The organism is Pseudomonas sp. JS425, from assembly GCF_018223845.1.
In the GTDB taxonomy this organism is placed as follows: domain Bacteria; phylum Pseudomonadota; class Gammaproteobacteria; order Pseudomonadales; family Pseudomonadaceae; genus Aquipseudomonas; species Aquipseudomonas asiatica.
In genome coordinates, this window is record NZ_CP073661.1 from 2,128,435 (window position 1) to 2,152,231 (window position 23,797).

Sequence of the window (23,797 nt, forward strand, 5' to 3'; positions counted from 1 at the left end):
CCCGCTGCCGGCTGGCGCCGCTGACAAGCATCGTGACAAGTCGATCACTGACCAGGAAATCGACGATGTCTCAACCTGCCTTGCACCCCAAGTTGCTTCACCCCGCCGAAGATTTCATCGCGCAAAGCTTGCCGGCCTGGCTGAAGGCGGCCAAGCCCAAGCAGCTTGCCAGGCTGCAATTGCGTTTCAACGCCTATCTGGCGAGCCAGCGGCAGATGGCAGGGTTCGCCGACCGCCTGCAGCCTCTGGACCGTTTTGCCAAGCAACTGTTCGAGCCTGCCTTGCGCCAGGACAGCCAGCTGAAGCTGCAGGTCGACCTGGACAAACTGGTGTGGCGCGAAACACGCGCACGGCTGGATGTGAGAACCGGCTTGATCCCTGATTATCAACCGTACTTCGTGCGCATGCCGGCCTTGCAAAAGCTGTTGCAGAACTTCAAGGCCAGCGAGTCCTTCTTCCTCGGCACCGCCTTGACCCTTCCGGGAGCCCATCAGGACGAGCAGGTGGTGAGCGAAGACATCGACCGGATTGTCAGCCTGTGCCGCCAGGTGGATGTCGGCAGCGCCTACCAGCGGCACCTGGCGCAGGTATTGACCCCTGACTTTGAAAAAGCCCTGACTACCGACCGGCGCCTGGAACTGGCCGTGGCGGTCGAGATCGCGGCCATCAAGCAGCAGCTGGATCCGGAAGACCTGCTGGTGCTGCGTATCGCGTGCAAGGTTGAACCCGCCGTGATCAAGGGGCCGGTGCAGCTGGAGATCGGTGCACTGCAGGTCCTTGGCTGCCGGGTGGATGGCGCGCTGGCCGTTGAGTTGATCGAGCAGCCCCGCCACCAGTCCACGTTTCCCTTCGGGGTGCCTGGGCGCTTGAAAAGAGTGATCCTGTATACCCCTGACGATCAGGCGCAACCCCTGCGCGCGTTCACCAACTGGGATGAGGCGAACCGCGTCCTGGCCACGGCGATGGGCAACCAGGCCTATCGACAGGCATTTGTGCGGCGCATTGCCTTGAATGATCGCGCCACTTGCGAGCAGGCTTTGGCCACCCGCTTGCAGGATGCACAACCTGACCTGGAACCTCGCAGGGTGTTGGAAGCGGGGGACGGTTTTGCGTCGATGGCCGCCTGGCACATGCAGCGAATCAAAGCCGATGCACGTTTCCTTGCGGTGCCCACCGCCCAGGCCGATGACGCGGCTGCGGAGCAGCGCCTGGACGAGCTCAAAGGCGCTGGCCTGGTCTTGCTCAACCTGGCGGGCTTGTTCGTGCCGGTCATCGGGGCTTTGCTGGTGGCGGACCTGGCCAGGCAACTGTTGACCGAAACTTTCGAGGGCGTGCGCGACTGGCAGTTGGGCCATCAGCATGAGGCCTTGATGCATATGCTTCAGGTGGCCTTCAGCGTGGCAACCACCGGTGCGGTGGTTGTCGGTGCCCACCTGGCCCGCAGCGCATTCGTCGAAACCCTGGAGCCGGTCATCACCGAAGATGGCCGGCAACGGCTGTGGCGCAATGAGCTGGCGCCTTACCAGGACACTACTCCACCCGTTCAGCTGACGGAGCTCGACAACGGTTTGCTCGCCGAGGGTGAGCGCCATTGGTGGCGGTCGAATGGTGCCTTGTATCGGGTAAGGCAAACCGCCAATGGCGCTTGGCGCTTGCTGCATGCCGAAGGTGACACGGCGTTCGGGCCGGTGCTGGAACGTTGCTCTGCGCGTGGCTGGCGGCTGGCTTACGAGCGGCCACTGGAATGGCAGGGCGCCGCACTGTTGCTCGGGCGGCTTTGGCCGGCGGCGACCGCGATGGACGCCGTGCGGGTGGAACAGGTGCTGAAGGTCGCGGATGTCGACGAGGCCTACTTGCGTGGCCTGCTGGTGGAACGGCGCGGGTTGCCGGTGCAGCTGCGCGATACCTTGCAGCGCTTTGCCGTGGACGCACGCGCGCAGGCCTTTTTCAGCCGGCTGGAAGCGGGGGAGGCTGATACCGCTACCGAGCTGTGGCAATGGTGCATCGAACGGTTGCAACTGCAGGGTGAAACCGTCGAAGAACAGGTGCTGTCGATCCGTGACGCGGCAAGCGAGTTGCGTGAGGCGATGCTCGAGCATTTCTCCAGGCTTTATCTGGCCGACGACCCGCTGCTGGGCTTGATCCAGCGCGACTTCCCGACGCTGCCAGACGCCTATGCCCTCGATGTGCTCGAGCAGGCCACCGAGGCTGTGCGCCTGCGCATGCAGGCAGAGTCTCGCCTGCCGCTGGCGTTGGCTGAACAGGCGCGGGTGGCCCTGCAGCTGGCGCGCCTGACCCGCATGCGCGAAGCGTTGTACCTGCAGGGCAGTTATCGGCCGGAAGTGGTGGCGCTGGTCTTTGCCCTGCTGCGTCGGCATGGCCCCGGCGCTGCCGGGTTCAATCTGGTATTGCGCCGTGACCCGTATGCCGGGGCAGCGATGGAGCGGCTGTTCGCCGAGACCGACCTTGAGCAGGCCGTGGTGCTGGTCAGGCGGGAGGGGCGCTTCCAGCTCTACAACGACAGAGGCTTGCCGGATGAGCGCGAGGTCGCCGCCCCCGAGGGGCTGTTCGAGGTGCTGGCCGCTTGCCTGCCCGTGGAATACCGGGTGCGACAGGGTTGGAATGGCGCCGATGCGCCGACCAGAATCCGCGAGCAGATGCAGGCCTGGCTACCCGGTGACCGGCAGGCCCTGCTGCGCCTGCTCGGTTGGCGGGAGGCAAGGCCCATGGCATCGCCCATGCAGCGTTTGGCCGATGGCCGAGCGGGCTATCCATTAGGCGGCTGCCAGTCGTGCATCGGCTCGCCGGAGCGCGTGGTGCGGCAGCGGGTGCGCGCGTTGTATCCCGGTATCGGGGATGCCGGCGTCGATCGCTATGTCCAGAGCCTGTTGGACATGCGCGGGGGGCTGTTCGAGAACCTGCTGCGCGTCGAGCAGGAATACCGCCGCCTGGATGACAGCTTGCTGGCCTGGGTTGAAGAGGTAGCGGGCAGCGCCAGCCGTGCACGCCGACGCGTCGCAGATTCGATGCGGCGTGCCTGGCAGATGCGCAGCGACCGCGCCGCCGGGGCTATCGGCAACGATGCAATGCTCAGCCTGAGCATCGTCGCCGTACCGGTGGGCAGCCTGCCCGCGTTGCCGGTCGGGACGGACTTCTCGCACGTTTCGGAATTGACCCTGTCGGCGCTCGGTCTGGATGCCATCCCGTCGGGGTTCCTCGCCTGCTTCCCCAATCTGCTGTGCCTGGACATGAGCGACAACGCCTTGCGCGCGCTACCTGCGGGGCTGGAGCGGTTGACCGCCTTGCGCCAGTTGCTGATGCCGCGCAACCGTATTCGTGTCTCGGAGCCGCAGGCCAATGTGCTGACCGGCCTGGCGCTCTTGCGTTCGCTGGACCTGAGTGACAACCCGCTCGGCGACATCAGGCTACAGTTCGAGCGGTTGCCCAGCCTGCGGATCCTGCGTTTGAACCGGGTGCAGATGACGGCGCTGCCCCGGGGCCTGGAGTGGTGTGGCCTGTTGGTCTTCGCCGACCTTCGCAACAACCAGATAGCCGAGTTGCCGGCAGCCTTGTTTCAGGCCCCGTTGCAGTTGCGCCGTGCCATGCACCTGGAGGGCAATGCGCTGTCAGTGCAGGATCTCGATCGCCTTTATTCCGTCGAACGCCTGCTGGACACGCCCCGCCCGCAACGGAACGCCCCGGCCCGGGAACAATGGTTGCAGACCTTGGCCCCAGCAGCGCGGCAGGAGCAGCAAGGAAAATGGGATGCGCTGAATGCCGAGCCCGGCAGCCTGGCTTTCTTCGAGCTGCTTAGACAACTGACGAGCACGGCCGAATTCAGCAAGGCGCCGGCCGAACTCGGATTCAGGGTATGGGCAATGCTGGATGTCGCCCATGCCGATACCGCCACGCGCATGGCGCTGTTTGACCTGGCAGCGGAGCCCATCACCTGTGTGGACAGCGTTGCCATCGTGTTCAGCCGCCTCGAGGTGCGCATGCATGTCGAGCAGGCCACCCGCGGCGGTGACCCGATCTCGACCCGCTCGGCACGCCTGCAGTTGGCCAAGCGGCTGTTTCGCGTGCACTGGGTAGAGAAAATCGCCCGGCGCGAAATGGACGCCCGCTACCAGGATGGACGCTGGAGCCGGGGAAATCATGATGAAGAGGAGGTGGAGGTCAATCTTGCCTACCTCAGCGGCTTGGCCCAGCGCCTGGACCTGTTGGGCCAACCTCGTCATATGCAGTTTGGCAGGCTGGCCAACGTGTCGCCGCTGCAACTGGAGGAGGCCTTCAAGGAAGTGCTGGAGGTGGAGGCGGGTGAGCAACGGATCGTGTTCATCAGCGAGCGTGATTTCTGGTTGCCGGTACTGCGAGCAGAGCATCCGGACGACTTCGAAACCCTGGAAGCGCAATTCTCCCTGCGGATGGAAACTCTGTACGAGCAAAGGGAGGCCTTGACCAGTGACGAGTACCGGAAACTGGGCGACGCCCTGCGCGATGAACGCGAGCAGGCCCTGGCCAGACTTGCCCAGCGCCTTACGCACGAAGCGTTCATGGTGCCAGAGGCAAAGTGACGGCGCTTCACGGGCGGCACGCAGTGTGCCGCCCTGCTTCTACCGCAGGGGTTCCCTCTGCGCAAGCGCTGGCAGGTTGCACACCATGCGTGGCTTTCGACAGCCATCCAGGGACCTGCCATGACCCGCGAACCACACGCACCACAGCCCGCATCAGCGTCTTCCAGCCACTTGCACGACGGTTTCATCGGTGACCGGTTGCCTGCCTGGCTCAAACAGGCCACGCAAAGCCAGATACGCACCTTGCGCGAAAGCCTGGAAGCCCATCATGCCACCCAGGCCCGGTTGCGCGGGATCACCCTGGCGCTGCCGTCACCGCAGCAGTTCGCCGAACGGCAATTCGCCAGTTTGTTGCGCGAGCCGCTGCCGGGCGACGTAGCGTTCTGGCAGTTGGAGTGGCTGGAGGTTTCCCATCGTTTCTCGTCCACGCCCGGCGCAGAGCCGCAATTTCCCACTTACGGGCAACGGCGTGAAAACGGCTTGCTCCGCCTGATGCGCAACTTTGCCGCCAGCAACGATTTCTACCTGGGAACCGGGTTGGTCGCGCCGGGGCAGGAACGGGTACTTTCGCGAGGCACCGATGAACTGGTCGAGGCGTGCCGCAAGCTCGATGCCGGGCGCCTGTACCAGCAGGAGCTGGACCGCACATTCGATGCCGCGGCACAGCGCATCTTGTGTGAAGACAAGCGCTCCGGGCTGCGTCTGGCCGTGGAGGTTGCCGCGCTGAAAGGCGAGATCACCGAGCCGGTCAAGGAGGCATTGCAAGCCCTGGTGGATAAACCCGCGGATCGGCGATCCGCCAGCCTCACGGGCCACCCGGGCCTGCTCGAAGCCCTCGGTTGCCCAGTGGCGGATGGTGTGTGGATTCAACTTCGCGACACGCATGGGCAAACGCAGGGCGGCGTGCTCTACCTGCCCAGCGACCCGGTACAGGCGTTGCGACACTTCGACAGCCATGCCTCGATCAACCGCGCGCTGGTGGCCGAGCTGCGCCATGAACCCTATCGCCAGGCGTTCAGCCAGTTGATCGGCCTGGATCAGCGTGCCGGGTTCATGCACAAGCTGCAGGCCCGCCTGAAGGATGACAAGCCGGGCCTGGAGCTCGATGGCAGCGTGCCGCAACATGACATTTTCCAGGCGCTGGCTGCACAGCAGACCAACCGGGTGAAGCAGGATGGCCGCCTGTTGCTGGTGGCAACTGCCGATGCCGATGAAGCCGCATCGCGTGAGCGGCATGAGGCGTGGAAGGCCGCCGGTCTCGATGTGCTCAACCTCGCTGGGCTGTTTATTCCGGTGGTGGGCGGCTTGCTGCTCGGGCAACTGGTGGCCCAGACCCTCTCGGAGGTTTTCGAGGGCACGCAGGACTGGTTGCGAGGCCATCAGCACGAGGCGCTGGAGCATATGCTGGGGGTTGCCGAGATACTGGCGGGCACCGCCGCGACTGTGGTGGGCGTCACCTTCGTGCGCAGCGCGTTTGTCGCGGCGCTGGAGCCGGTAAGGCTCGCCAATGGGGCGGGGCGTTTGTGGTCCCGAGATCTGGCAGCCTTTGCCTCGACCCCTGAAACGATCACCTTGGGTGCGGACGGGGCCTATGCCGATGGCGAGCGCCGCTGGATGAAGGCCGACGGGGTCTTCTACGAAGTTCATCGGCCTGACCCCGATGGCCCCTGGCGTCTGCGCCACCCCGGTCGCGAAGAGGCGTACGGACCGGTCGTGCTGCACAATGGCGAACGCAGCTGGCGCTTGATGCATGATGAGCCGCAGTGTTGGCGCGACCCTGCGAAAATGCTCGATACCCTTTGGCCGCGCGATCAACCTTTCGATAACCAGCAGGCGCAGCGGATCTTGCGCATGGCCGGCATCGATGAGGACGAACTGCGCGGCCTGCTGGTGGAAAACCGGCGAACGCCTGCCACCTTGCGGGAAACCCTCAGGGCATTCGATGCCGATGCCCGGATCGACACGTTCTTCCGCAACCTGGAACGCGACATTGTCTCCGATGAGGACTTGCAGCTGCTGGCCTGGTGCGAGTCCCGACCGGGCGGCGTAAAAGGGCGTGCCGCAGTGCTGGCGGACCGGCCAAGGTCGAGCGACCTGCTGTTCGCACGGCTGACACGCCTGCCCGAATCGGCGGAGCCTTTGCTCAAGCCGCTGATGGCGCTGGGGCTGCCTGAGCCCTATGCGCGCGATCTGGCTGACCGAGCAAGTCACGAGGCTCGCCAGCTGTTCGTCAGTGGTGGAAAGTTGCCGCAAAGCCTGGCCACCCAGGCCAGGTCGTTGTGCTCGCAGGCGAAGGTGAGCAGGGCGCTGGCAGGGTTTTATCTGCCGAGTGCATATAGCGACGAAACGGGCATGTTGGTGCTGGCATTGCTGAATGTCGAGGCCATTGATGCGTTCAGCCTGGCGTTGAGCAATGCTGCTGCGGATGCCGTGGCGTTGAAACGCATCGGTTCGGTTGGCGATGCGGCCGAGCAGCGGGTGCTGGTGCGTGAGCAAGGGGTCTTTGCCTTGTATGACGGGCAGGGCCGAAAACTCGCGATGCAGCCGCCTGCTTCCTCGTGCATCTTCCAGGCCGTGCTGGCCGCGCTCGAATCGCGCAGCCTGCTGGGCCGTCTGGGCCTGGCCGAGAACGCCAATGCCGAGCGCCTGCGCGAGAAGCTCATGGCGCACCTGGGCACCCATGAGGAAATCGCCCGCATGCTGGGCTGGGCACCGACAGAGCGCTGGTTCAACCCCGGGCAGCGCCTCGCCGATGGCCGTGTCGGCTACCTGCTCAGTGGGCGCGCATCACCGCCCACCACACCCAGGGAGCAGCTGCGGGCCGGCCTGAGGCAGTTCTTCCCGGGGCTGGGCGATTCGCTGGAAACGCAAGTTGACCGCTGGCTGCTGCAGAATGTGTCGGTCGCCGATGCGCTCCTGGCGCTGCAGGACGATTTTGAGCAGTTGGACCGCGCGCTCAATGGTTGGGTGTCGGCTGCGCTGAGTGACACTTTGCGGGCGCGACGCCAGCTGTTCGCCGACCGATTACGGCGTGCCTGGCAGGCGCTTGGTGACGATGTGGTGGTCGACCGTGACGGCAGGCGCCAGGGGCTGCGCCTGGTCCTGAATGATCTGCCAACGGATTCGTTGCCGGTCATGCCCGCGCCTATCGATTTCTATCACGTCACCACCCTGGTACTGAGCGAGACGTCCATCGGGGTGGTGAACGAGGAGTTTCTGCGGGCATTCACCTACCTGCAGGAGCTGGACCTGAGCCACAACCAGCTGTTGCGCTGCCCGCGCGGGCTTGGCTACCTGACCAACCTGCGCCGGTTGCGCCTGGGGCATAACCGCATTCGCCTGGATGCCCATGCCATCGAAGCACTGAACGGGTTGCCGCTGCTCAGCCACCTCGACCTGAGCTACAACAGCCCGCTGGGGGTGTACGAAATGCGCTTCCATCACCTGCCTCATCTGATCGAGCTGAATTTGCGCCGCTGCGGGCTCAGCGAGTGGCCCAGAGGGCTCGAGCTGTGTGGCTTCCTGCAACGAGCCGACCTGCGTGACAATTTCCTGCGGGGTGTGCCTGACGGCGTGCTGGCCATGCCGCTGGAGTTTCGCCAGCGCATCCTGGTCGATGGCAACCGCCTGAGCATGGCCGATTACGGCAAGCTCTATGCCTTGGAGCCGCTGCTGGAGGAACCGCAGGAAGAGATCGGCCGAGCCTGGTGGGTCGGTTCCGACTCCGCCAGCCATGGGCGCGGCGAGCTTTGGGACCGGCTGAGCACCCGGGACGAAAACACCCGCCTGTTCGATCTGCTGGAGCTTTTGCAAGGCTTGGCGGACTTCAGCTGGCCCAAGGCTTATCTGCTGCGCATGGGCTGGCAATGCCTGTCGATGCTGGAGACAGACGTCGAGTTCGCTCGCCAGGCGCAACTGGCGGCCGACAATGTGGTGATGGATGACAACGGTGCCATCGACCTGTTCAGCCGACTGCTGCGTCTGCATGCCGAGCGCGACGCGGCAGGCGATAGCGCCCAATCCCGTGGCCCGAGGTTGCTGGCATTGGGGCGCGCCTTGCAACGCCTGGACCGCCTTGAGGAGTATGTCGAGGCCGAGCGGCAAAACCTTGAAGGCTTCGCCGAGCCCGCGGTACTGGCGACGTTGGCAATGCGTTACAGGGTACGCTTGCGCACCAGGCTCAGGTTGCCCTTCCAGCCCGCCAGAATGCGCCTCAGGGCGGCAGCTGTAGGGTTGAGCGAGCATCGGCTGCAGGCGGCAGAGGCGGCCGTGGAAAGGGCGAACGTTCTCGTTGATGTAGTCGCAAACCTGTGCACGCGCGCATTCTGGCAGCGTTTTTTGCAACAGCACTTCGCCCAGCCGTTCAATGACCTTGAGCAACTCGCTGCGGAGCAGCGGGCAGCACTTGCGGTAAGGCGCGATGAACTGGGTGAAGCACAGTATCTGAACCAGGAACAGGCTCTGGATGCGCAGCTGCAGGCCGATCGGCTGGCGTTGCAACTGCAACTGACCGAGCACTACGTGATCAGCCTGGAGCGCGCACCGGGCTGATGGCCACCGGCCAAACCGGTCATCCAGTTTGACAACTTAGGCCATTGCCGCGACGCCAGCGCGGCGCGAACATCGTCGGACCGATGGTTCAACTCCAAAAACAAGAAACCAGGAGTCCGACGATGCGCGATTACACCGAGGCCGCTCGTGCGTTCGACCATGGCCAGGCTGCTGCGGCGGCGCTGCATGGCAACCTCGAAGCCCTCAATGCCTGTGTCGAATGTTGCGACCGCCATGCCGGTGAGGGCAAGACCGCACTGGTCTGGGAAGACCGCGAGGGCAACAGCGTGCGCTTGAGCTTCGACCAGTTGCAGGCACTGGCGGCCCGTTTCGCCAATGTGCTCGAAGCGCAAGGCGTGGGTGCGGGTGACCGGGTCGCCGGCCTGATGCCGCGTACCCCCGAGCTGCTGGTCACCATCCTCGCCACCTGGCGTCTCGGCGCGGTGTACCAGCCACTGTTCACCGCGTTCGGCCCCAAGGCCATCGAACATCGCCTGGAGCAGTCCCACGCCCGCGTGGTCGTCACCGACAGCCACAACCGCGCCAAGCTGGACGATGTGCACGCCTGCCCGACCATCATCACCGTCAATGCCCGCAATGGCGAGCTGGACTTCCAGCAGTGCCTGGACAAAGCCGCAGACAAATGCGAGCCGGTCATGCGCTCGGGCAACGACCCGTTCCTGCTGATGTTCACCTCCGGCACCACCGGCCCGGCTAAACCGCTGGAAGTGCCGCTGCGTGCCATCGTCGCGTTCCAGGGCTACATGCGCGATGCCATCGACCTGCGCCCCGAGGACAACTTCTGGAACCTGGCCGACCCGGGCTGGGCCTATGGCCTGTATTATGCGGTCACTGGCCCGCTGTCGCTGGGCCATGCCACCACCTTCTACGATGGCCCGTTCAGTGTTGAAAGCTGCGCACGGGTGATCGACAAGCTGGGCATCACCAACCTGGCCGGCTCGCCCACCGCGTACCGCCTGCTGATTGCCGCCGGGGATGACTTCTCGGCACCGATCAAGGGCCGCCTGCGGGTGGTCAGCAGTGCCGGTGAACCGCTCAACCCGGAAGTGATCCGCTGGTTCGCCGACGAACTGGGCGTGACCATCCACGACCACTACGGGCAGACCGAACTGGGCATGGTGCTGTGCAACCACCATGGCCTGCAGCACCCGGTACACCTCGGCTCGGCCGGCTTCGCCATCCCCGGCCACCGCATCGTGGTGCTGGACGAGCAGGGCAACGAACTGTCCGCCGGGCAGCCGGGCATCCTCGCGGTCGACCGCGAGCAGTCGCCGCTGTGCTGGTTCGCGGGCTACCACGGCCTGCCGACCAAAGCCTTCGTCGGCAAGTACTACCTCAGTGGCGACACCGTCGAACTGAACCAGGACGGCAGCATCAGCTTCGTCGGCCGCAGCGACGATGTGATCACCACCTCCGGCTACCGGGTCGGCCCGTTCGACGTCGAGAGTGCACTGATCGAGCACCCAGCGGTGATCGAAGCGGCGGTGATCGGCAAACCGGACCCGGAGCGCACCGAACTGATCAAGGCCTTCGTGGTATTGGCCAGCGGTTACCAGGGCAGCGCCGAGCTTGAAGAGGCTTTGCGCCAGCACGTGCGCCAGCGCCTGTACGCCCATGCCTACCCAAGGGAAATCGAATTCGTCAGCGAGCTGCCCAAGACCCCGAGCGGCAAGCTGCAACGCTTCATCCTGCGCAACCAGGAAGTCGCCAAACAACAAGCGCAACAGGCCACCCCTGCCAGCGCCTGAAAGGAACCGATCATGCAGATAGCCAACAAACACTTCATCGTCAGCGGCGCCGCCTCCGGGCTGGGCGCTGCCACCGCGCAGATGCTGGTCGAGGCCGGCGCCAAGGTCATGCTGGTCGACCTCAATGCCCAGGCCGTTGAAGCCAAGGCTCGCGAGCTGGGCGAAAACGCCCGTTTCGCGGTAGCCGACATCAGCGACGAGCAGGCCGCCCAGGCGGCGGTCGATGCGGCCGTCAGCGCCTTTGGCAGCCTGCACGGGCTGGTCAACTGCGCCGGCATCGTCGGTGCCGAGAAAGTGCTGGGCAAACAGGGCCCGCATGGCCTTGCCAGCTTTGCCAAGGTCATCAACGTCAACCTGATCGGCAGCTTCAACCTGCTGCGCCTGGCCGCCGCGGCCATGGCCGAAGGGGCTGCCGATGAGGGGGGGGAGCGCGGGGTGATCATCAACACCGCCTCCATCGCCGCCTATGACGGCCAGATCGGCCAGGCGGCCTACGCTGCTTCCAAGGGCGCCATCGCCAGCCTGACCCTGCCGACCGCCCGCGAACTGGCGCGCTTCGGCATCCGTGTGATGACCATTGCCCCGGGCATCTTCGAAACGCCGATGATGGCCGGCATGACCGAGGAAGTACGCGCCTCGCTGGCCGCCGGCGTGCCTTTCCCACCGCGCCTGGGGCGCCCGCAGGAATATGCCGCGCTGGCCCGCCACATCATCGAGAACAGCATGCTCAACGGCGAGGTTATCCGCCTCGACGGCGCACTGCGCATGGCTGCCAAGTAAGGAGAGCGAACATGACCCTCGCCAATGACCCGATCGTTATCGTCAGCGCCGTGCGCACGCCCATGGGCGGCCTGCAGGGCGACCTCAAGAGCCTGACCGCGCCGCAGCTGGGCAGCGCCGCCATCCGTGGTGCCGTGGAGCGTGCTGGCATCGATGCTGCCAGTGTCGAGCAGGTGCTGTTCGGCTGCGTGCTGCCGGCAGGCCAAGGCCAGGCACCGGCGCGCCAGGCCGCGCTGGGCGCCGGGCTGGACAAGCACACCACCTGCACCACCCTGAACAAGATGTGCGGTTCGGGCATGCAGGCGGCGATCATGGCCCATGACCTGCTGCTGGCCGGCACTGCCGATGTGGTGGTGGCCGGTGGCATGGAAAGCATGACCAACGCCCCGTACCTGCTGGACAAGGCCCGTGGCGGCTACCGCATGGGCCACGGCAGAATCATCGACCACATGTTCATGGACGGCCTGGAAGACGCCTACGACAAGGGCCGCCTGATGGGCACCTTTGCCGAAGACTGTGCCCAGGCCAATGCCTTCAGCCGCGAAGCCCAGGACCAGTTCGCCATCGCCTCGCTGACCCGCGCCCAGGACGCTATCAAGAGTGGTCGCTTTGCTGCCGAGATCGTGCCGGTCGAGGTTACCGAGGGCAAGGAGAAGCGCGTCATCAAGGACGACGAACAACCGCCCAAGGCGCGCCTGGACAAGATCCCGCAGCTCAAGCCGGCCTTCCGCGAAGGCGGCACGGTGACCGCCGCCAACTCCAGCTCGATTTCCGACGGTGCTGCGGCGCTGGTGCTGATGCGCCGCTCCGAAGCCGACAAGCGCGGCCTCAAGCCGCTGGCGGTGATCCACGGCCACGCCGCCTTTGCCGACACCCCGGCACTGTTCCCGACCGCGCCGATCGGTGCCATCGACAAGCTGATGAAACGCACTGGCTGGAACCTGGCCGAGGTCGACCTGTTCGAGATCAACGAGGCTTTCGCCGTGGTCACCCTGGCGGCCATGAAGCACCTCGACCTGCCGCACGACAAGGTCAATATCCATGGCGGCGCCTGCGCCCTCGGCCACCCGATCGGCGCTTCCGGCGCGCGCATCCTGGTGACCCTGCTGTCGGCCCTGCGCCAGAACAACCTGCGCCGTGGCGTGGCGGCCATCTGCATTGGCGGTGGCGAGGCCACGGCCATGGCTGTCGAATGCCTGTACTGAGGTGAATCATGCTGGTAACTGACGAGCAACAACAGATCGCCGACGCGGTACGCGCCTTTGCTCAGGAGCGCCTGAAACCGTTTGCCGAGCAATGGGACAAGGAACACCGCTTCCCCAAGGAGGCCATCGACGAGATGGCCGAGCTGGGCCTGTTCGGCATGCTGGTGCCGGAGCAGTGGGGCGGCAGCGACACCGGCTACGTGGCCTATGCCATGGCCCTGGAGGAAATCGCCGCCGGTGACGGCGCCTGCTCGACCATCATGAGCGTGCACAACTCGGTGGGCTGTGTGCCGATCCTGCGTTTTGGCAGCGAGCAGCAGAAAGAACAGTTCCTCACCCCGTTGGCCAGCGGTGCGATGCTCGGCGCCTTCGCCCTGACCGAACCGCAGGCAGGCTCCGACGCCAGCAGCCTGAAGACCCGGGCACGTCTGGATGGCGACCACTACGTGCTCAATGGCAGCAAGCAGTTCATCACCTCCGGGCAGAACGCCGGGGTGGTGATCGTGTTTGCCGTGACCGACCCGGACGCCGGCAAACGCGGGATCACTGCTTTCATCGTGCCCACCGATTCGCCGGGCTACCAGGTGGCGCGGGTTGAGGACAAGCTCGGCCAGCACGCCTCCGACACCTGCCAGATCGTTTTCGACAATGTGCGCGTGCCGGTGGCCAACCGCCTGGGCGCCGAAGGGGAGGGCTACAAGATCGCCCTGGCCAACCTCGAAGGCGGCCGTATCGGCATCGCCTCGCAGGCGGTGGGCATGGCCCGCGCGGCGTTCGAAGTGGCGCGTGACTACGCCAACGAGCGGCAGAGCTTCGGCAAGGCGCTGATCGAGCACCAGGCGGTGGCCTTCCGCCTGGCCGACATGGCGACGAAGATTGCCGTGGCCCGGCAGATGGTGCTGCACGCTGCCGCGCTGCGCGATGCCGGGCGCCCGGCGCTGGTGGAAGCGTCGATGGCCAAGCTATTTGCCTCGGAAATGGCCGAAAAGGTCTGTTCGGATGCCTTGCAGACCCTGGGCGGTTATGGCTATCTGAGCGACTTCCCGCTGGAGCGGATCTACCGCGACGTTCGGGTTTGCCAGATCTACGAAGGCACCAGCGACATTCAGCGCATGGTCATTGCGCGCAATCTTTGAAGGAGCAGACTGCATGGCATTCGAAACTATCCTGTTGGATATCCACGGCAAGGTCGGCCTGATTACCCTCAACCGCCCGCAGGCGCTGAACGCGCTGAACGCGCAGATCGTCGGCGAGATCAACCAGGCCCTGGACCAGCTCGAGCGCGATCCGAACATCGGCTGCGTGGTGCTGACCGGTTCCGCCAAGGCCTTTGCCGCTGGTGCCGACATCAAGGAAATGGCCGAGCTGCAATACCCGCAAATCTACGTTGACGACCTGTTCAGCGATTCCGACCGCATTGCCAACCGGCGCAAGCCGATCATTGCCGCGGTGTCCGGTTTTGCCCTGGGCGGCGGCTGCGAGCTGGCGATGATGTGTGACTTCATCCTGGCGGCGGACAATGCCAGGTTTGGCCAGCCGGAAATCAACCTTGGCGTGCTGCCGGGCATGGGCGGCACCCAGCGCCTGACCCGTGCGGTGGGCAAGGCCAAGGCCATGGAACTTTGCCTGACCGGTCGCCTGATGGGGGCTGAGGAAGCGGAGCGTGCCGGGTTGGTGGCGCGTATCGTGCCGCAGGCTGAGCTGGTGGAAGAGGCGCTGAAGGTGGCCGCGACCATTGCCAGCAAGTCGATTCCGGTGAGCATGATGGTCAAGGAGAGCGTCAACCGTGCGTTCGAAGTCACCCTCAGCGAAGGTGTGCGCTTCGAGCGGCGGGTGTTCCATGCGGCGTTTGCTACCGAAGACCAGAAAGAGGGGATGGCTGCGTTCATTGCCAAGCGCGAGGCGCAGTTCAAGGACCGCTGATTGGAATCGGCATTGCCGTTGCCGTTGCCGTTGCTTTTGCTTTTGCTTCTAAGCGCACGGTAGCTCAGGCGCCGCCGATTGCGACTTCAGGAGGCCGAGCGAAGGGACTGCGGAGGGAGGTGACGGGCATGGATGCCCGTCAAGCGCTGAGGCCCCATGGATGGGGCCTGCAGCGCGTACTCCCGGGAGCAGGCCCGTAGCGAGGGGACCCCGGAGCGCAGCGTAGGGGCCGGATGATAGGAGCCAGCGTTTTTTGGTTACTTTTTGTCGCGTTTGACAAAAAGTGACCCGCCGTAAGGGCGGAAAGGTGATTAAGCGCCACCTTCGAAAATGAATGTTGACCTTGTTGTTGATGCCCACGCTTGAAGGCGAAGAGCGAAGAGCGAAGAGCGAAGAGCGAAGAGCGGAAACGTACTGGTCTTGATCTCGCGCATAGTCCATTTACGATGGCGACGCTTACTCACCTTTTCGCCCTTACGGCGAGTCACTTTTTGTCAAACGCGACAAAAAGTAACCAAAAAACGCTGCGCTCCCATCATCCGGCCCCTCCGCTACGCTACGGGGTTCCCTCGCGCCGGTCTTGCTCCCGGGAGGACGCGCTGCAGGCCCCATCCATGGGGCCTCAGCGCTTGACGGGCATCCATGCCCGTCACCTCCCTCCGCAAAACCTCTGCTCGGCCTCCTGAAGTCGCGAAGATCAAGATCAAGATCAAGATCAAGATCAAGATCAAGATCAAGATCAAGATCAAGAGCCAGAGCCAGAGCCAGAGCCAGAGCAGAGGGCGCCGACTGGCGGAATGTGGGCACCGGAAGCAAATTCGCACCCAATTGCAGTTGCTCCACGCGACGTGGCGCCTTAGACTGCCGCCCCCTGTAAAAGAGTGCCGGTTGGCGCTTGAAGAATTCTGCTGCCGATGCCGAGGCGTCGGCGGCACCCGAATCGCCCAAATGCACATTTTTTCATAGAGAAATCGATGACCAAGGAACAGTTGCTGGCCATGTCGGCCGATGACTACATGAACGCTGACCAGCTGGCTTTCTTCGCTGGCCTGCTGCAGGCGATGAAAGTCGAAACCCATGAACGCATCGAGCTGAGCCGTGCCACCATCGAAGGCCTGGACACCCCGTCGGATCCTGCCGACGTGGCTTCGGTCGAAGAAGAGCGTAGCTGGCTGGTGAACGCCATCGACCGCGACCAGCGCCTGCTGCCGCAGCTGGAAATGGCCCTGGACCGTATTGCCGACGAAAGCTTCGGCTGGTGCGATGACAGCGGTGAACCAATCGGCCTGAAGCGTCTGCTGATCAGCCCGACCACCAAGTACTGCATCGAAGCCCAGGAGCGCCACGAGCAGCTCGATCGCCACCAGCGCCAAGTGTAACCCCGCGCGGTGTGCCAAGCCCCACGGAGCGATCCCTGGGGCTTTTTGCGTTTCTTACCGGCGGCGGTTTTGTTGCCCTGCACGTAACACTGCTGTACCGGGATGCGCTGTTTCCGCGCCATAAGCAGGCGTATCATCACTTTATCGTTAGGGTGCTAATTAAATTCCGGAGGGAATGATGAATAGCCGGGTCGATGTAGCCGTGATGATTGGTTCGGGTGTGCCCGCCACACTGCGTGCACTGGGTAAACGCGTCTGCTGGGTGGTGCTGGTCAATGGCGAACGCCGTGGTACCGCATTTGCCACCCGTGAAGAGGCCTTGGAGTGCCAGGCGGCCTGGCAGCAGTTGAAGAAGGGCCTGGCTGCCTGATCGCCGTGAGTGCTGCCGGCAAGCGAACGGGGTGTTGTTCAGGGCGTTCGCTTGTAAGAAATGTACTTTGCCTCTCGACGAATTTCGGTGTTTTCGTGCATATTCTTTCCCCAGTAATGCGCTGATGGATTGCAGGGCCCGTTCTTACGTGCGCTCTGGCATTGCCTGTCGCATTTTTTCTGGCGGTTTTGCTGTCAGACATTGCGCTTCCCGAATCGGGAATATGCCGAAAGCCTGTATTTGAGGCCAGATCTGGCAAGCCAGGGTAAAGATTCCCGCACGCTGCATCGCCAGCGGGCGCAGACATTTCGCATATCGCTTTATTACTCTTTTCGCCTATCGATAAGAAATGGCCGTGCCTCACCGAGCTTTGGGTGAGGGCGGGTTGTAACCGGTTGAGGATTACTTCATTGGCAGTCAGCACTCTTGATACCCATGCGTTGTTCGCCTTGGGCGACTTGCGCGGTAAATTGGCCCAGCTGTTCCAGGGCCGCTTTGTCTATGTTACGGAACAGAGTCCCGAAGGCCTGTACATGGCCGAAATCGACACCGAAAGCGCATTGGTCGTCGATGACAAGCAGCGTTTGGAACTGAAGGTCGGCGACCACTTTCGCGCCGCCGTGCTGCCCAGCCGGGAAGGCGGCAAACTGGAAATGCGCTTTCGCGAAATCAAGTTGAACGTATATGGCGTGGGCGACTATGCCTTCGTGTCGGTGCCTGAAGGCGAGGGCATCGTGTTCCGTGAAGGCCACGGTGTGATGCTGGTATTCGCCGCACAGCAACAAGTGCAGGAAGGCCTGGGCAAGTTGCTCAAGGCGGTGACCGGTAAGGTTGCCAAATGGCGCAAGGGTGAGCTGACCACCTTCAAGGCCAGTGAATGACCCACAGTGACGACGCGCCTGCCACGCGTGCCGAGTTCCATCGGCAGCACCAGGCGGATGCCGTGGCCGAGGCCGAGCGTTTGCTGGCCAGGCGCGAAGAACTGCAAGGCGCCTGGTTGAACTGGGTGGCAGGGGAATTATACCGCCTCGGCCGGCCGCCTTATGCGGCCATGGTCCGGCGCGAGTTGCAGCGCCTTGCCCAAGGGTGAGGCGGCGACCTGTCAGTTGCCTCGATCACGGCCGCTGCTGACTTCTTCAGGGACCGGCTCTTTCGCCATGCGCTTGCGGAACAGCGCCGCCCGGGCCAGCAACAGTGTGGTCACCGGCACGGTGATCGACAGCAGGATCGGAATCAGCCAGGCGTGCAGCACCGGGGCTTCCTTGAGCCAGGAAAAATAGATGATCGAAGCCAGTGCCACGCACCAGGCACCAATGGTCGAAGCCAGTGCCGGCGGGTGCATCCGCTGGAAGTAGTCCTTCAGCCGCAACAGGCCCACGGCACCGATAAGGGCGAAAAGGCTGCCGGTCAGCAGCAGCGCGGCGGTGACCAGCTCCAGCCAGAACGGGAGTTGCAGGGTTTCAGTCATTCGATAACCTCACCGCGTAGCAGGAACTTGGCCAGGGCAAACGAGCCAACGAAACCGAATAGCGCAATCAGCAGGGCACCTTCGAAGTAGGTGTCACTGGCATAACGGATTCCAAGTACCAGCATGGTCAGCATGGCCAGGATGTACAGGTAGTCCAGCGCCAGCACCCGGTCCTGGGCGGACGGGCCGCGGAACAGCCGGATTAGTGCCAGGGCCATGGCCAGGGCGAAGATGAACAGGCTGGCGAGGACAGCATTGGCGAGCAGGCCTGTCATTGGAAAATCTCCATCAGCGGGCGTTCGTAGGTGTCCTTGAAGTGCTGGATGAAAGCCGCCTCATCGTCCAGGTCGAACACATGCAGCAGCAACACGGTGCGGTCCAGCGCCAGCTCGGACCAGACCGTGCCGGGCACTACCGTGGTAATCATCGACAACGCCGCCAGGCCATGCGGGTCGCGCAGGGCCAGCGGGATGTGCACGAACGCCGAGCGTGGCGGCTGCTTGCCGGCGCGCAGCACGCCACGGGCAACCATCAGGTTGGACATGATCACATCGATGCCGACCCGGCCAATCAGCCGGGCGATGGCCAGTGGGCGCCGCACATGGGCATGCTGCGGGCGCAGCGGTGCCATCAGCAGCGGCGCCAGCACGCCGAGCGCGGCTGCCAGCAGCAGGTTGCCGGGGCTGACCGATAGGTTCAGCAACAGCCACAGGCCGAACAGCGAAACCGATAACAGCGGTGCGGGGAACAGTCGATTCATGGCTGCACCTGTACGTCGAGCGAGGTGGGGCCAGGAATCGGCCGGGCGGCCATCACGGCTTCGATATAGGTGTCGGGGGCCTGCAGGCTGGCGGCGGTGTCCTGGGTGTAGCGCAGCAGCGGCTCGGCCCTGAAGCTGAGGATGAAGCACAGGCCGAGCAGGATGACGATGGGCAGGCATTCATAGCGGCGCAGCACCGGCGACGGGCGCTCTTCAGGCTTCCAGAAGCGTTGGATGCCGACGCGGCCGAAGGCGATCAGCGAGGCCATACCAGACAGGACCAGCAATGCCACCAGGCCCCAACCCGCCATGCCCAGCGGCTGCTCGGCAGGCACGCCCAGCTCTTGCGGGTTGAACAGCGCGCTGATCAGGTTGAGCTTTCCGACAAAGCCCGACAGCGGCGGCATGCCGATGATCAACAGGGCGCAGGCGATGAAGCTGAGGCCGAGGAAGGCCATGGTCCACGGGATGATCTGGCCGATCACCACCTTCTGTTCATCGTCGAGGTTGATGCCCTTGGGCGGGTGCAGTGATTCCAGTGGTGGCGGCATGGCGTCTTCTTCGTCGTCCAGCGGTGCTTCGTTGGCCGAGCGCGAACGTTCGACCAGTTCGGCGAGCAGGAATAGCGCGCACAGCGCCAGGGTCGAATTGACCAGATAGAACAACGCCGCGCCGGTCAGCGCCGATTGCGCAAAACCGACGGCGCCGAGCAGGGTGCCGGCTGAAACCAGGATGCTGAGGGCGGCCATGCGCTCCAGGCGCTGCGCGGCCATGATCGACACTGCCGCCACCGCCAGGGTGACCAGGCCACCGTACACCAGCCATTCACCACCGAAGTGCGCCGAGGCCCCGGCCTGCCCTGAGAACAGCAGAGTCCACAGGCGCAGCACGGCATACAGGCCGACCTTGGTCATGATGGCGAACAGCGCCGCCACCGGCGCGCTGGCCGAGGCATAGGCCGGTACCAGCCAGAAGTTCAGCGGCCAGATGCCGGCCTTGACCAGGAAGGCCATGGCCAGGATCGCCGCGCCAGCGTGCAGCAGGCCACGGTCGGCCTCCGGCACCAACGGAATCTTCAACGCCAGGTCGGCCATGTTCAGGGTGCCGGTCACGCCATACAGCATCGCGGCGCCGATCAGGAACAGCGACGAGGCGAACAGGTTGATGGCAATGTAGTGCAGGCCGGCACGCACCCGGGCGCGGCCCGAGCCATGCAGCAGCAGGCCATAGGAAGCGGCCAGCAGCACCTCGAAGAACACGAACAGGTTGAACAGGTCGGCGGTGAGGAAGGCGCCGTACAGGCCCATCAGCTGGATCTGGAACAGTGCGTGGAAGCTGGCCCCGGCACCGTCCCAGCGAGCGCGGGCAAACAGCAGGGCACTGAAACCGATGATGCCGGTGAGGGTCAGCAGCAGGGCCGACAGGTGGTCTACCACCAGCACGATGCCGAACGGTGCCGGCCAGTTGCCGGGCAGGTAGACACCGATCGATTCCGCCTGGCCCTGGCTGCGCACCCACAGCAGCAGGCTGACTGCGATGGCCAGGCCGGCGAAGGTCGAAAGCAGGTTCAGCCGGGCCTTTGTCCGCCGGTGTTTCTCGCCCAGCAACAACATCAATGCCGCTGTAACCAAGGGCAGCAGGATGGGCGCGATGATCAATTGGCTCATGCCACTCATTCGTCACGCTCCCGGCCATCCACGTGGTCGGTACCGGTCAGGCCGCGCGAGGCCAGCAACACCACCAGGAACAGCGCGGTCATGGCGAAGCTGATGACGATGGCGGTGAGCACCAGGGCCTGAGGCAGCGGGTCGGTGTAGTGCAGCAGGTCCTGGGGCACGCCGTCCTTGATGATCGGTTCCTTGCCGATGAACAGGCTGCCCATGCTGAAGATGAACAGGTTGACCCCGTACGACAGCAGGCAGAGGCCCATGATCACCTGGTAGGTTCGCGGGCGCAGGATAAGCCACACTCCCGAAGCGGCCAGCACGCCGATGGCAACTGCAATCACTTCTTCCATCAGGCGGCTCCTGCTTGGCTGGTTTTCGCCGGGTTACCCGGGCGGTAGGCGCGCACCGACTGGTGCGCCAGGGCGGTAAGGATCAGCAGGGTCGAGCCGACCACCACGGTGAACACCCCGACATCGAAGAACAGCGCGCTGGCCACGTGCACATCGCCGAGCAACGGCAGGTGCAGGTGGGCGGTATGGGTGGTGAGGAACGGGTAGCCCAGCAGCATGGCGCCCGCGCCGGTCAGGGTTGCGCACAGCAGCCCGGTGCCCATCCAGCGCAGCGGGCGCAGGCTCATCTGCGCCTCGACCCACTGGGTGCCGGCCACCATGTACTGCAGAATGAACGCCACCGACATCACCAGGCCCGCAACAAAGCCGCCACCGGGCTGGTTGTGGCCACGCATGAACAGGTACATCGACACCAGCAGGGCGATCGGCAGCAGCAAGCGCACCAGCACCGCGGGCACCATCATGAAGCCCAGGGCGGTGTCGGTGGCATGCCGTGGGTTGATCAGGTCGGTGACCACGTCGGGTGCCAGCTGACGCTGTTGCGCCGGCAGTTGCATGCTTTCCTTGGGCGGGCGGAAGCGCCGCAGCAGGGCGAACACGGTCAGCGCCACAGCCACCAGTACGGTGATTTCACCGAGGGTATCGAAGCCACGGAAGTCGACCAGCATGACATTGACGACGTTGGTGCCACCGCCCTGGGGGAGTGCCCGGCTCAGGTAGAACGAGGAAATGTCGTTCGGCGTCGGCCGGGTCAGCATGGCGTAGGACAGCACGGCCATACCGCCACCTACCAGCACCGCCAGCAGCAGGTCGCGCAGGCGACGCATGCGCGCACGCTCGAGGCTGCCCGGCAGCGGCGATACGCCTTCGATTCGCCGCGGCAGCCAGCGCAGGCCGAGCAGGATCAGCACGGTGGTGACCACTTCCACTACCAGCTGTGTCAGGGCCAGATCGGGCGCGGAGAACCAGACGAAGGTGATGCAGGTCATCAGGCCGCAGACGCTGACCATGATCAACGCCGCCAAACGGTGATACTTGGCCTGGTAGGCAGCGCCGATGGCGCAGGCGATGGCGATCAGCCAAAGCGCGACAAACACGCCAGAACCTGGAATCTTCGGCCGGTCGCCCCAGCTCAGGCCACTGTAGAGCATGGGGGTGAGGCCGGCGAGGAAGGCGGCGAGCACCAGCATGAACAGCTGCGATTGCAGGCGGCGGCTGGTGAGCAGGCGCTCGATGCGCCGCGCCAGCAGCATCAACTGCACCTGGCCGTGTTCGAACAGGCGCTTGCCGTTGAAACGCTCGATCACCGGTGGGTAGGGGAAGCGGCCAAGGCGCAGCTGCTTGCGCAGCAGCAGGTAAAGCACGATACCGCCGCTCATGGCCACCAGGCTCATGATCAGCGGCGCGTTCCAGCCATGCCAGATGGCCAGGCTGTATTCCGGTAGGGTGCCGCCCACCACAGGCAGGGCGGCGGCGGCCAGCAGCGGGCCGACCGACTGGGCAGGGAAGATGCCTACCACCAGGCAGGTAAGCACCAGCAATTCGACCGGCGCACGCATCCAGCGTGGCGGTTCGTGTGGTGTGTGCGGGAGGTCCTGTGCAGTGGGGCCGAAGAACACATCGACGGTGAAGCGCAGGGCATAAGCCACGCTGAAGGTGCCGGCCAGGGTGGCGACCACCGGCAACGTGGCCTCGACCCAGGCAGTGGAGCTGATGAACACCGTTTCGGCGAAGAACATTTCCTTGGACAGGAAACCGTTCATCAACGGCACGCCGGCCATCGAGGCGCTGGCCACCATGGCCAGGGTGGCGGTATATGGCACCAGGCGTATCAACCCGCTGAGGCGGCGGATGTCACGGGTACCGCTTTCGTGGTCGATGATGCCGGCGGCCATGAACAACGAGGCCTTGAAGGTGGCGTGGTTGAGAATGTGGAACACCGCCGCGACCGCGGCCAGCGGGCTGTTCAGGCCCAGCAGCAGGGTAATCAGGCCCAGGTGGCTGATGGTCGAGTACGCCAGCAGGCCCTTGAGGTCGTTCTGGAACATGGCGGCGAAGGCGCCGAGCAGCAGGGTGAGGGCGCCGGCACCGCCGACGATCCAGAACCACTCTTCGCTGCCCGACAGCACCGGCCACAGGCGCGCCAGCAGGAACACCCCGGCCTTGACCATGGTCGCCGAGTGCAGATAAGCCGATACCGGGGTGGGCGCTGCCATGGCATGGGGCAGCCAGAACTGGAAGGGGAACTGTGCGCTCTTGCTCAGGGCGCCGATGAGGATCAGCGGCAGCAGCACCGGGTACAGCGCATGCTGGCGAATGGTGTTGCCGGCAGCCAGGACCTTGTCCAGATCGTAGCTGCCGACCACATGGCCGAGCAGCAGGGCACCCACCAGCAGGCACAAGCCGCCCGCGCCCGTGACCATCAGCGCCATGTAGGCGCCGCGGCGGGCGTCGGCACGGTGGTGCCAGTAGCCGATCAGCAGGAACGAGAACAGGCTGGTGAGTTCCCAGAAGAACACCAGCTGGATCAGGTTGCCGGAGATCACCAGGCCGAGCATGGCGCCCATGAAGGCGAGGAAGAAAGCGAAGAAGCGCGGCACCGGGTCTTGTGGTGACATGTAATAGCGGGCGTACAGCGACACCAGCGTACCGATGCCCAGCACCAGCAGCGAGAACAGCCAGGCGAAGCCGTCCATGCGCAGCACAAGGTTCAACCCAAGGCTGGGCAGCCAGAGGAACTCTTCGCGAATCACGCCACCGTGGGCAACCTGAGGGTACAGCAGTGCTACCTGGACAGTGCCGACCAGGGCCACGAGCCCGGCGAGAATGGACTCCGCGTTACGTGCGTTGTGCGGCAGCACGGCTGCCAGGCAACTGCCCACGAACGGCAGAAGCAATAGCACTATCAATGACATAGCGTTCTATTCTGGAGAAGTTTGCAAAGAATCATACGTGCCGAGGGGTTGATCACCAACACGCAAGCTGTCGCAGAATCCTACAA

18 protein-coding genes are annotated in these 23,797 nt (G+C 64.3%); 12 read left to right on the forward strand and 6 right to left on the reverse strand.

All coding sequences use genetic code 11. From position 1 onward, the window contains the following. Positions 1-65: 65 nt before the first annotated feature. The 12 genes from KDB76_RS09800 (at position 66) to KDB76_RS09855 (ending at position 17,641) form a co-directional block, all read left to right on the forward strand. The gene (locus KDB76_RS09800; protein WP_023662612.1) at positions 66-4,574 is read left to right on the forward strand and encodes an NEL-type E3 ubiquitin ligase domain-containing protein; all 4,509 of its coding nucleotides are present in this window, start codon (positions 66-68) and stop codon (positions 4,572-4,574) included. Positions 4,575-4,694: 120 nt separating this feature from the next. Further along, positions 4,695-9,125, forward strand: a complete 4,431-nt coding sequence (locus tag KDB76_RS09805) for a DUF6543 domain-containing protein (RefSeq protein ID WP_038409191.1) — start codon at positions 4,695-4,697, stop codon at positions 9,123-9,125. 122 nt (positions 9,126-9,247) lie between these two features. Further along, positions 9,248-10,894 carry an acyl-CoA synthetase gene (locus KDB76_RS09810; RefSeq protein ID WP_038409193.1) on the forward strand — a complete coding sequence of 549 codons (1,647 nt, stop codon included), beginning with the start codon at positions 9,248-9,250 and terminating at the stop codon, positions 10,892-10,894. 12 nt (positions 10,895-10,906) lie between these two features. Continuing rightward, a complete protein-coding gene (locus tag KDB76_RS09815) occupies positions 10,907-11,674 on the forward strand; it encodes an SDR family NAD(P)-dependent oxidoreductase (RefSeq protein WP_013971831.1) in 768 nt (255 codons plus the stop codon). 11 nt (positions 11,675-11,685) lie between these two features. Further along, positions 11,686-12,879 carry an acetyl-CoA C-acyltransferase gene (locus KDB76_RS09820; RefSeq protein ID WP_024086601.1) on the forward strand — a complete coding sequence of 398 codons (1,194 nt, stop codon included), beginning with the start codon at positions 11,686-11,688 and terminating at the stop codon, positions 12,877-12,879. Positions 12,880-12,887: 8 nt separating this feature from the next. Next, positions 12,888-14,015: an acyl-CoA dehydrogenase gene (locus KDB76_RS09825; protein WP_013971833.1), complete on the forward strand. Its 1,128-nt coding sequence runs from the start codon at positions 12,888-12,890 to the stop codon at positions 14,013-14,015. A gap of 13 nt (positions 14,016-14,028) precedes the next feature. Beyond that, a complete protein-coding gene (locus tag KDB76_RS09830; protein ID WP_013971834.1) occupies positions 14,029-14,802 on the forward strand; it encodes an enoyl-CoA hydratase in 774 nt (257 codons plus the stop codon). Positions 14,803-15,444: 642 nt separating this feature from the next. Next, positions 15,445-15,768, forward strand: a complete 324-nt coding sequence (locus KDB76_RS09835; protein WP_212632292.1) for a hypothetical protein — start codon at positions 15,445-15,447, stop codon at positions 15,766-15,768. An 8-nt stretch (positions 15,769-15,776) separates the two neighbouring features. Continuing rightward, positions 15,777-16,181, forward strand: a complete 405-nt coding sequence (locus tag KDB76_RS09840; protein WP_003259022.1) for a TraR/DksA C4-type zinc finger protein — start codon at positions 15,777-15,779, stop codon at positions 16,179-16,181. Positions 16,182-16,359: 178 nt separating this feature from the next. Then, positions 16,360-16,551: a hypothetical protein gene (locus KDB76_RS09845; RefSeq protein WP_024086603.1), complete on the forward strand. Its 192-nt coding sequence runs from the start codon at positions 16,360-16,362 to the stop codon at positions 16,549-16,551. 410 nt (positions 16,552-16,961) lie between these two features. Next, positions 16,962-17,432 (forward strand): hypothetical protein, encoded by a 471-nt coding sequence (locus KDB76_RS09850; protein WP_003259020.1) that lies wholly within the window; start codon positions 16,962-16,964, stop codon positions 17,430-17,432. Beyond that, on the forward strand, positions 17,429-17,641 hold the full coding sequence (locus tag KDB76_RS09855) for a hypothetical protein (protein ID WP_013971837.1): 213 nt from the start codon (positions 17,429-17,431) through the stop codon (positions 17,639-17,641). Before KDB76_RS09850 ends, KDB76_RS09855 begins: the two co-directional genes overlap by 4 nt. A gap of 12 nt (positions 17,642-17,653) precedes the next feature. Here KDB76_RS09855 and KDB76_RS09860 read toward each other — a convergent pair whose 3' ends face one another. The 6 genes from KDB76_RS09860 to KDB76_RS09885 are packed head-to-tail and all read right to left on the reverse strand — an operon-like array spanning position 17,654 to position 23,711. Further along, positions 17,654-18,019 carry a Na+/H+ antiporter subunit G gene (locus KDB76_RS09860; protein WP_003259017.1) on the reverse strand — a complete coding sequence of 122 codons (366 nt, stop codon included), beginning with the start codon at positions 18,017-18,019 and terminating at the stop codon, positions 17,654-17,656. Next, positions 18,016-18,294, reverse strand: coding sequence for a K+/H+ antiporter subunit F (locus KDB76_RS09865; protein ID WP_003259015.1), 279 nt, complete (start codon positions 18,292-18,294; stop codon positions 18,016-18,018). Before KDB76_RS09865 ends, KDB76_RS09860 begins: the two co-directional genes overlap by 4 nt. Then, positions 18,291-18,779 carry a Na+/H+ antiporter subunit E gene (locus KDB76_RS09870; RefSeq protein ID WP_024086605.1) on the reverse strand — a complete coding sequence of 163 codons (489 nt, stop codon included), beginning with the start codon at positions 18,777-18,779 and terminating at the stop codon, positions 18,291-18,293. Before KDB76_RS09870 ends, KDB76_RS09865 begins: the two co-directional genes overlap by 4 nt. Then, on the reverse strand, positions 18,776-20,455 hold the full coding sequence (locus tag KDB76_RS09875; RefSeq protein WP_038409197.1) for a monovalent cation/H+ antiporter subunit D: 1,680 nt from the start codon (positions 20,453-20,455) through the stop codon (positions 18,776-18,778). Before KDB76_RS09875 ends, KDB76_RS09870 begins: the two co-directional genes overlap by 4 nt. Then, on the reverse strand, positions 20,452-20,796 hold the full coding sequence (locus tag KDB76_RS09880) for a Na+/H+ antiporter subunit C (protein WP_013971840.1): 345 nt from the start codon (positions 20,794-20,796) through the stop codon (positions 20,452-20,454). Before KDB76_RS09880 ends, KDB76_RS09875 begins: the two co-directional genes overlap by 4 nt. Next, entirely contained in the window at positions 20,796-23,711 is a 2,916-nt protein-coding gene (locus tag KDB76_RS09885; RefSeq protein WP_015269660.1) for a monovalent cation/H+ antiporter subunit A, read from the reverse strand. The genes KDB76_RS09880 and KDB76_RS09885 overlap by 1 nt, the downstream gene beginning before the upstream one ends. Between the last annotated feature and the right edge of the window lie 86 nt (positions 23,712-23,797).

Excerpts from the sequence above, each read along its gene's own strand:
- KDB76_RS09830 (WP_013971834.1), top strand. The coding sequence starts at position 14,029 with ATGGCATTCGAAACTATCCTGTTGGATATCCACGGCAAGGTCGGCCTG.
- KDB76_RS09810 (WP_038409193.1), top strand. The coding sequence starts at position 9,248 with ATGCGCGATTACACCGAGGCCGCTCGTGCGTTCGACCATGGCCAGGCT.
- KDB76_RS09820 (WP_024086601.1), top strand. The coding sequence starts at position 11,686 with ATGACCCTCGCCAATGACCCGATCGTTATCGTCAGCGCCGTGCGCACG.
- KDB76_RS09860 (WP_003259017.1), bottom strand. The coding sequence starts at position 18,019 with ATGACTGAAACCCTGCAACTCCCGTTCTGGCTGGAGCTGGTCACCGCC.
- KDB76_RS09870 (WP_024086605.1), bottom strand. The coding sequence starts at position 18,779 with ATGAATCGACTGTTCCCCGCACCGCTGTTATCGGTTTCGCTGTTCGGC.
- KDB76_RS09835 (WP_212632292.1), top strand. The coding sequence starts at position 15,445 with ATGCCCGTCACCTCCCTCCGCAAAACCTCTGCTCGGCCTCCTGAAGTC.
- KDB76_RS09865 (WP_003259015.1), bottom strand. The coding sequence starts at position 18,294 with ATGACAGGCCTGCTCGCCAATGCTGTCCTCGCCAGCCTGTTCATCTTC.
- KDB76_RS09845 (WP_024086603.1), top strand. The coding sequence starts at position 16,360 with ATGAATAGCCGGGTCGATGTAGCCGTGATGATTGGTTCGGGTGTGCCC.
- KDB76_RS09855 (WP_013971837.1), top strand. The coding sequence starts at position 17,429 with ATGACCCACAGTGACGACGCGCCTGCCACGCGTGCCGAGTTCCATCGG.
- KDB76_RS09815 (WP_013971831.1), top strand. The coding sequence starts at position 10,907 with ATGCAGATAGCCAACAAACACTTCATCGTCAGCGGCGCCGCCTCCGGG.
- KDB76_RS09840 (WP_003259022.1), top strand. The coding sequence starts at position 15,777 with ATGACCAAGGAACAGTTGCTGGCCATGTCGGCCGATGACTACATGAAC.
- KDB76_RS09805 (WP_038409191.1), top strand. The coding sequence starts at position 4,695 with ATGACCCGCGAACCACACGCACCACAGCCCGCATCAGCGTCTTCCAGC.
- KDB76_RS09825 (WP_013971833.1), top strand. The coding sequence starts at position 12,888 with ATGCTGGTAACTGACGAGCAACAACAGATCGCCGACGCGGTACGCGCC.
- KDB76_RS09800 (WP_023662612.1), top strand. The coding sequence starts at position 66 with ATGTCTCAACCTGCCTTGCACCCCAAGTTGCTTCACCCCGCCGAAGAT.
- KDB76_RS09875 (WP_038409197.1), bottom strand. The coding sequence starts at position 20,455 with ATGAGTGGCATGAGCCAATTGATCATCGCGCCCATCCTGCTGCCCTTG.
- KDB76_RS09880 (WP_013971840.1), bottom strand. The coding sequence starts at position 20,796 with ATGGAAGAAGTGATTGCAGTTGCCATCGGCGTGCTGGCCGCTTCGGGA.
- KDB76_RS09885 (WP_015269660.1), bottom strand. The coding sequence starts at position 23,711 with ATGTCATTGATAGTGCTATTGCTTCTGCCGTTCGTGGGCAGTTGCCTG.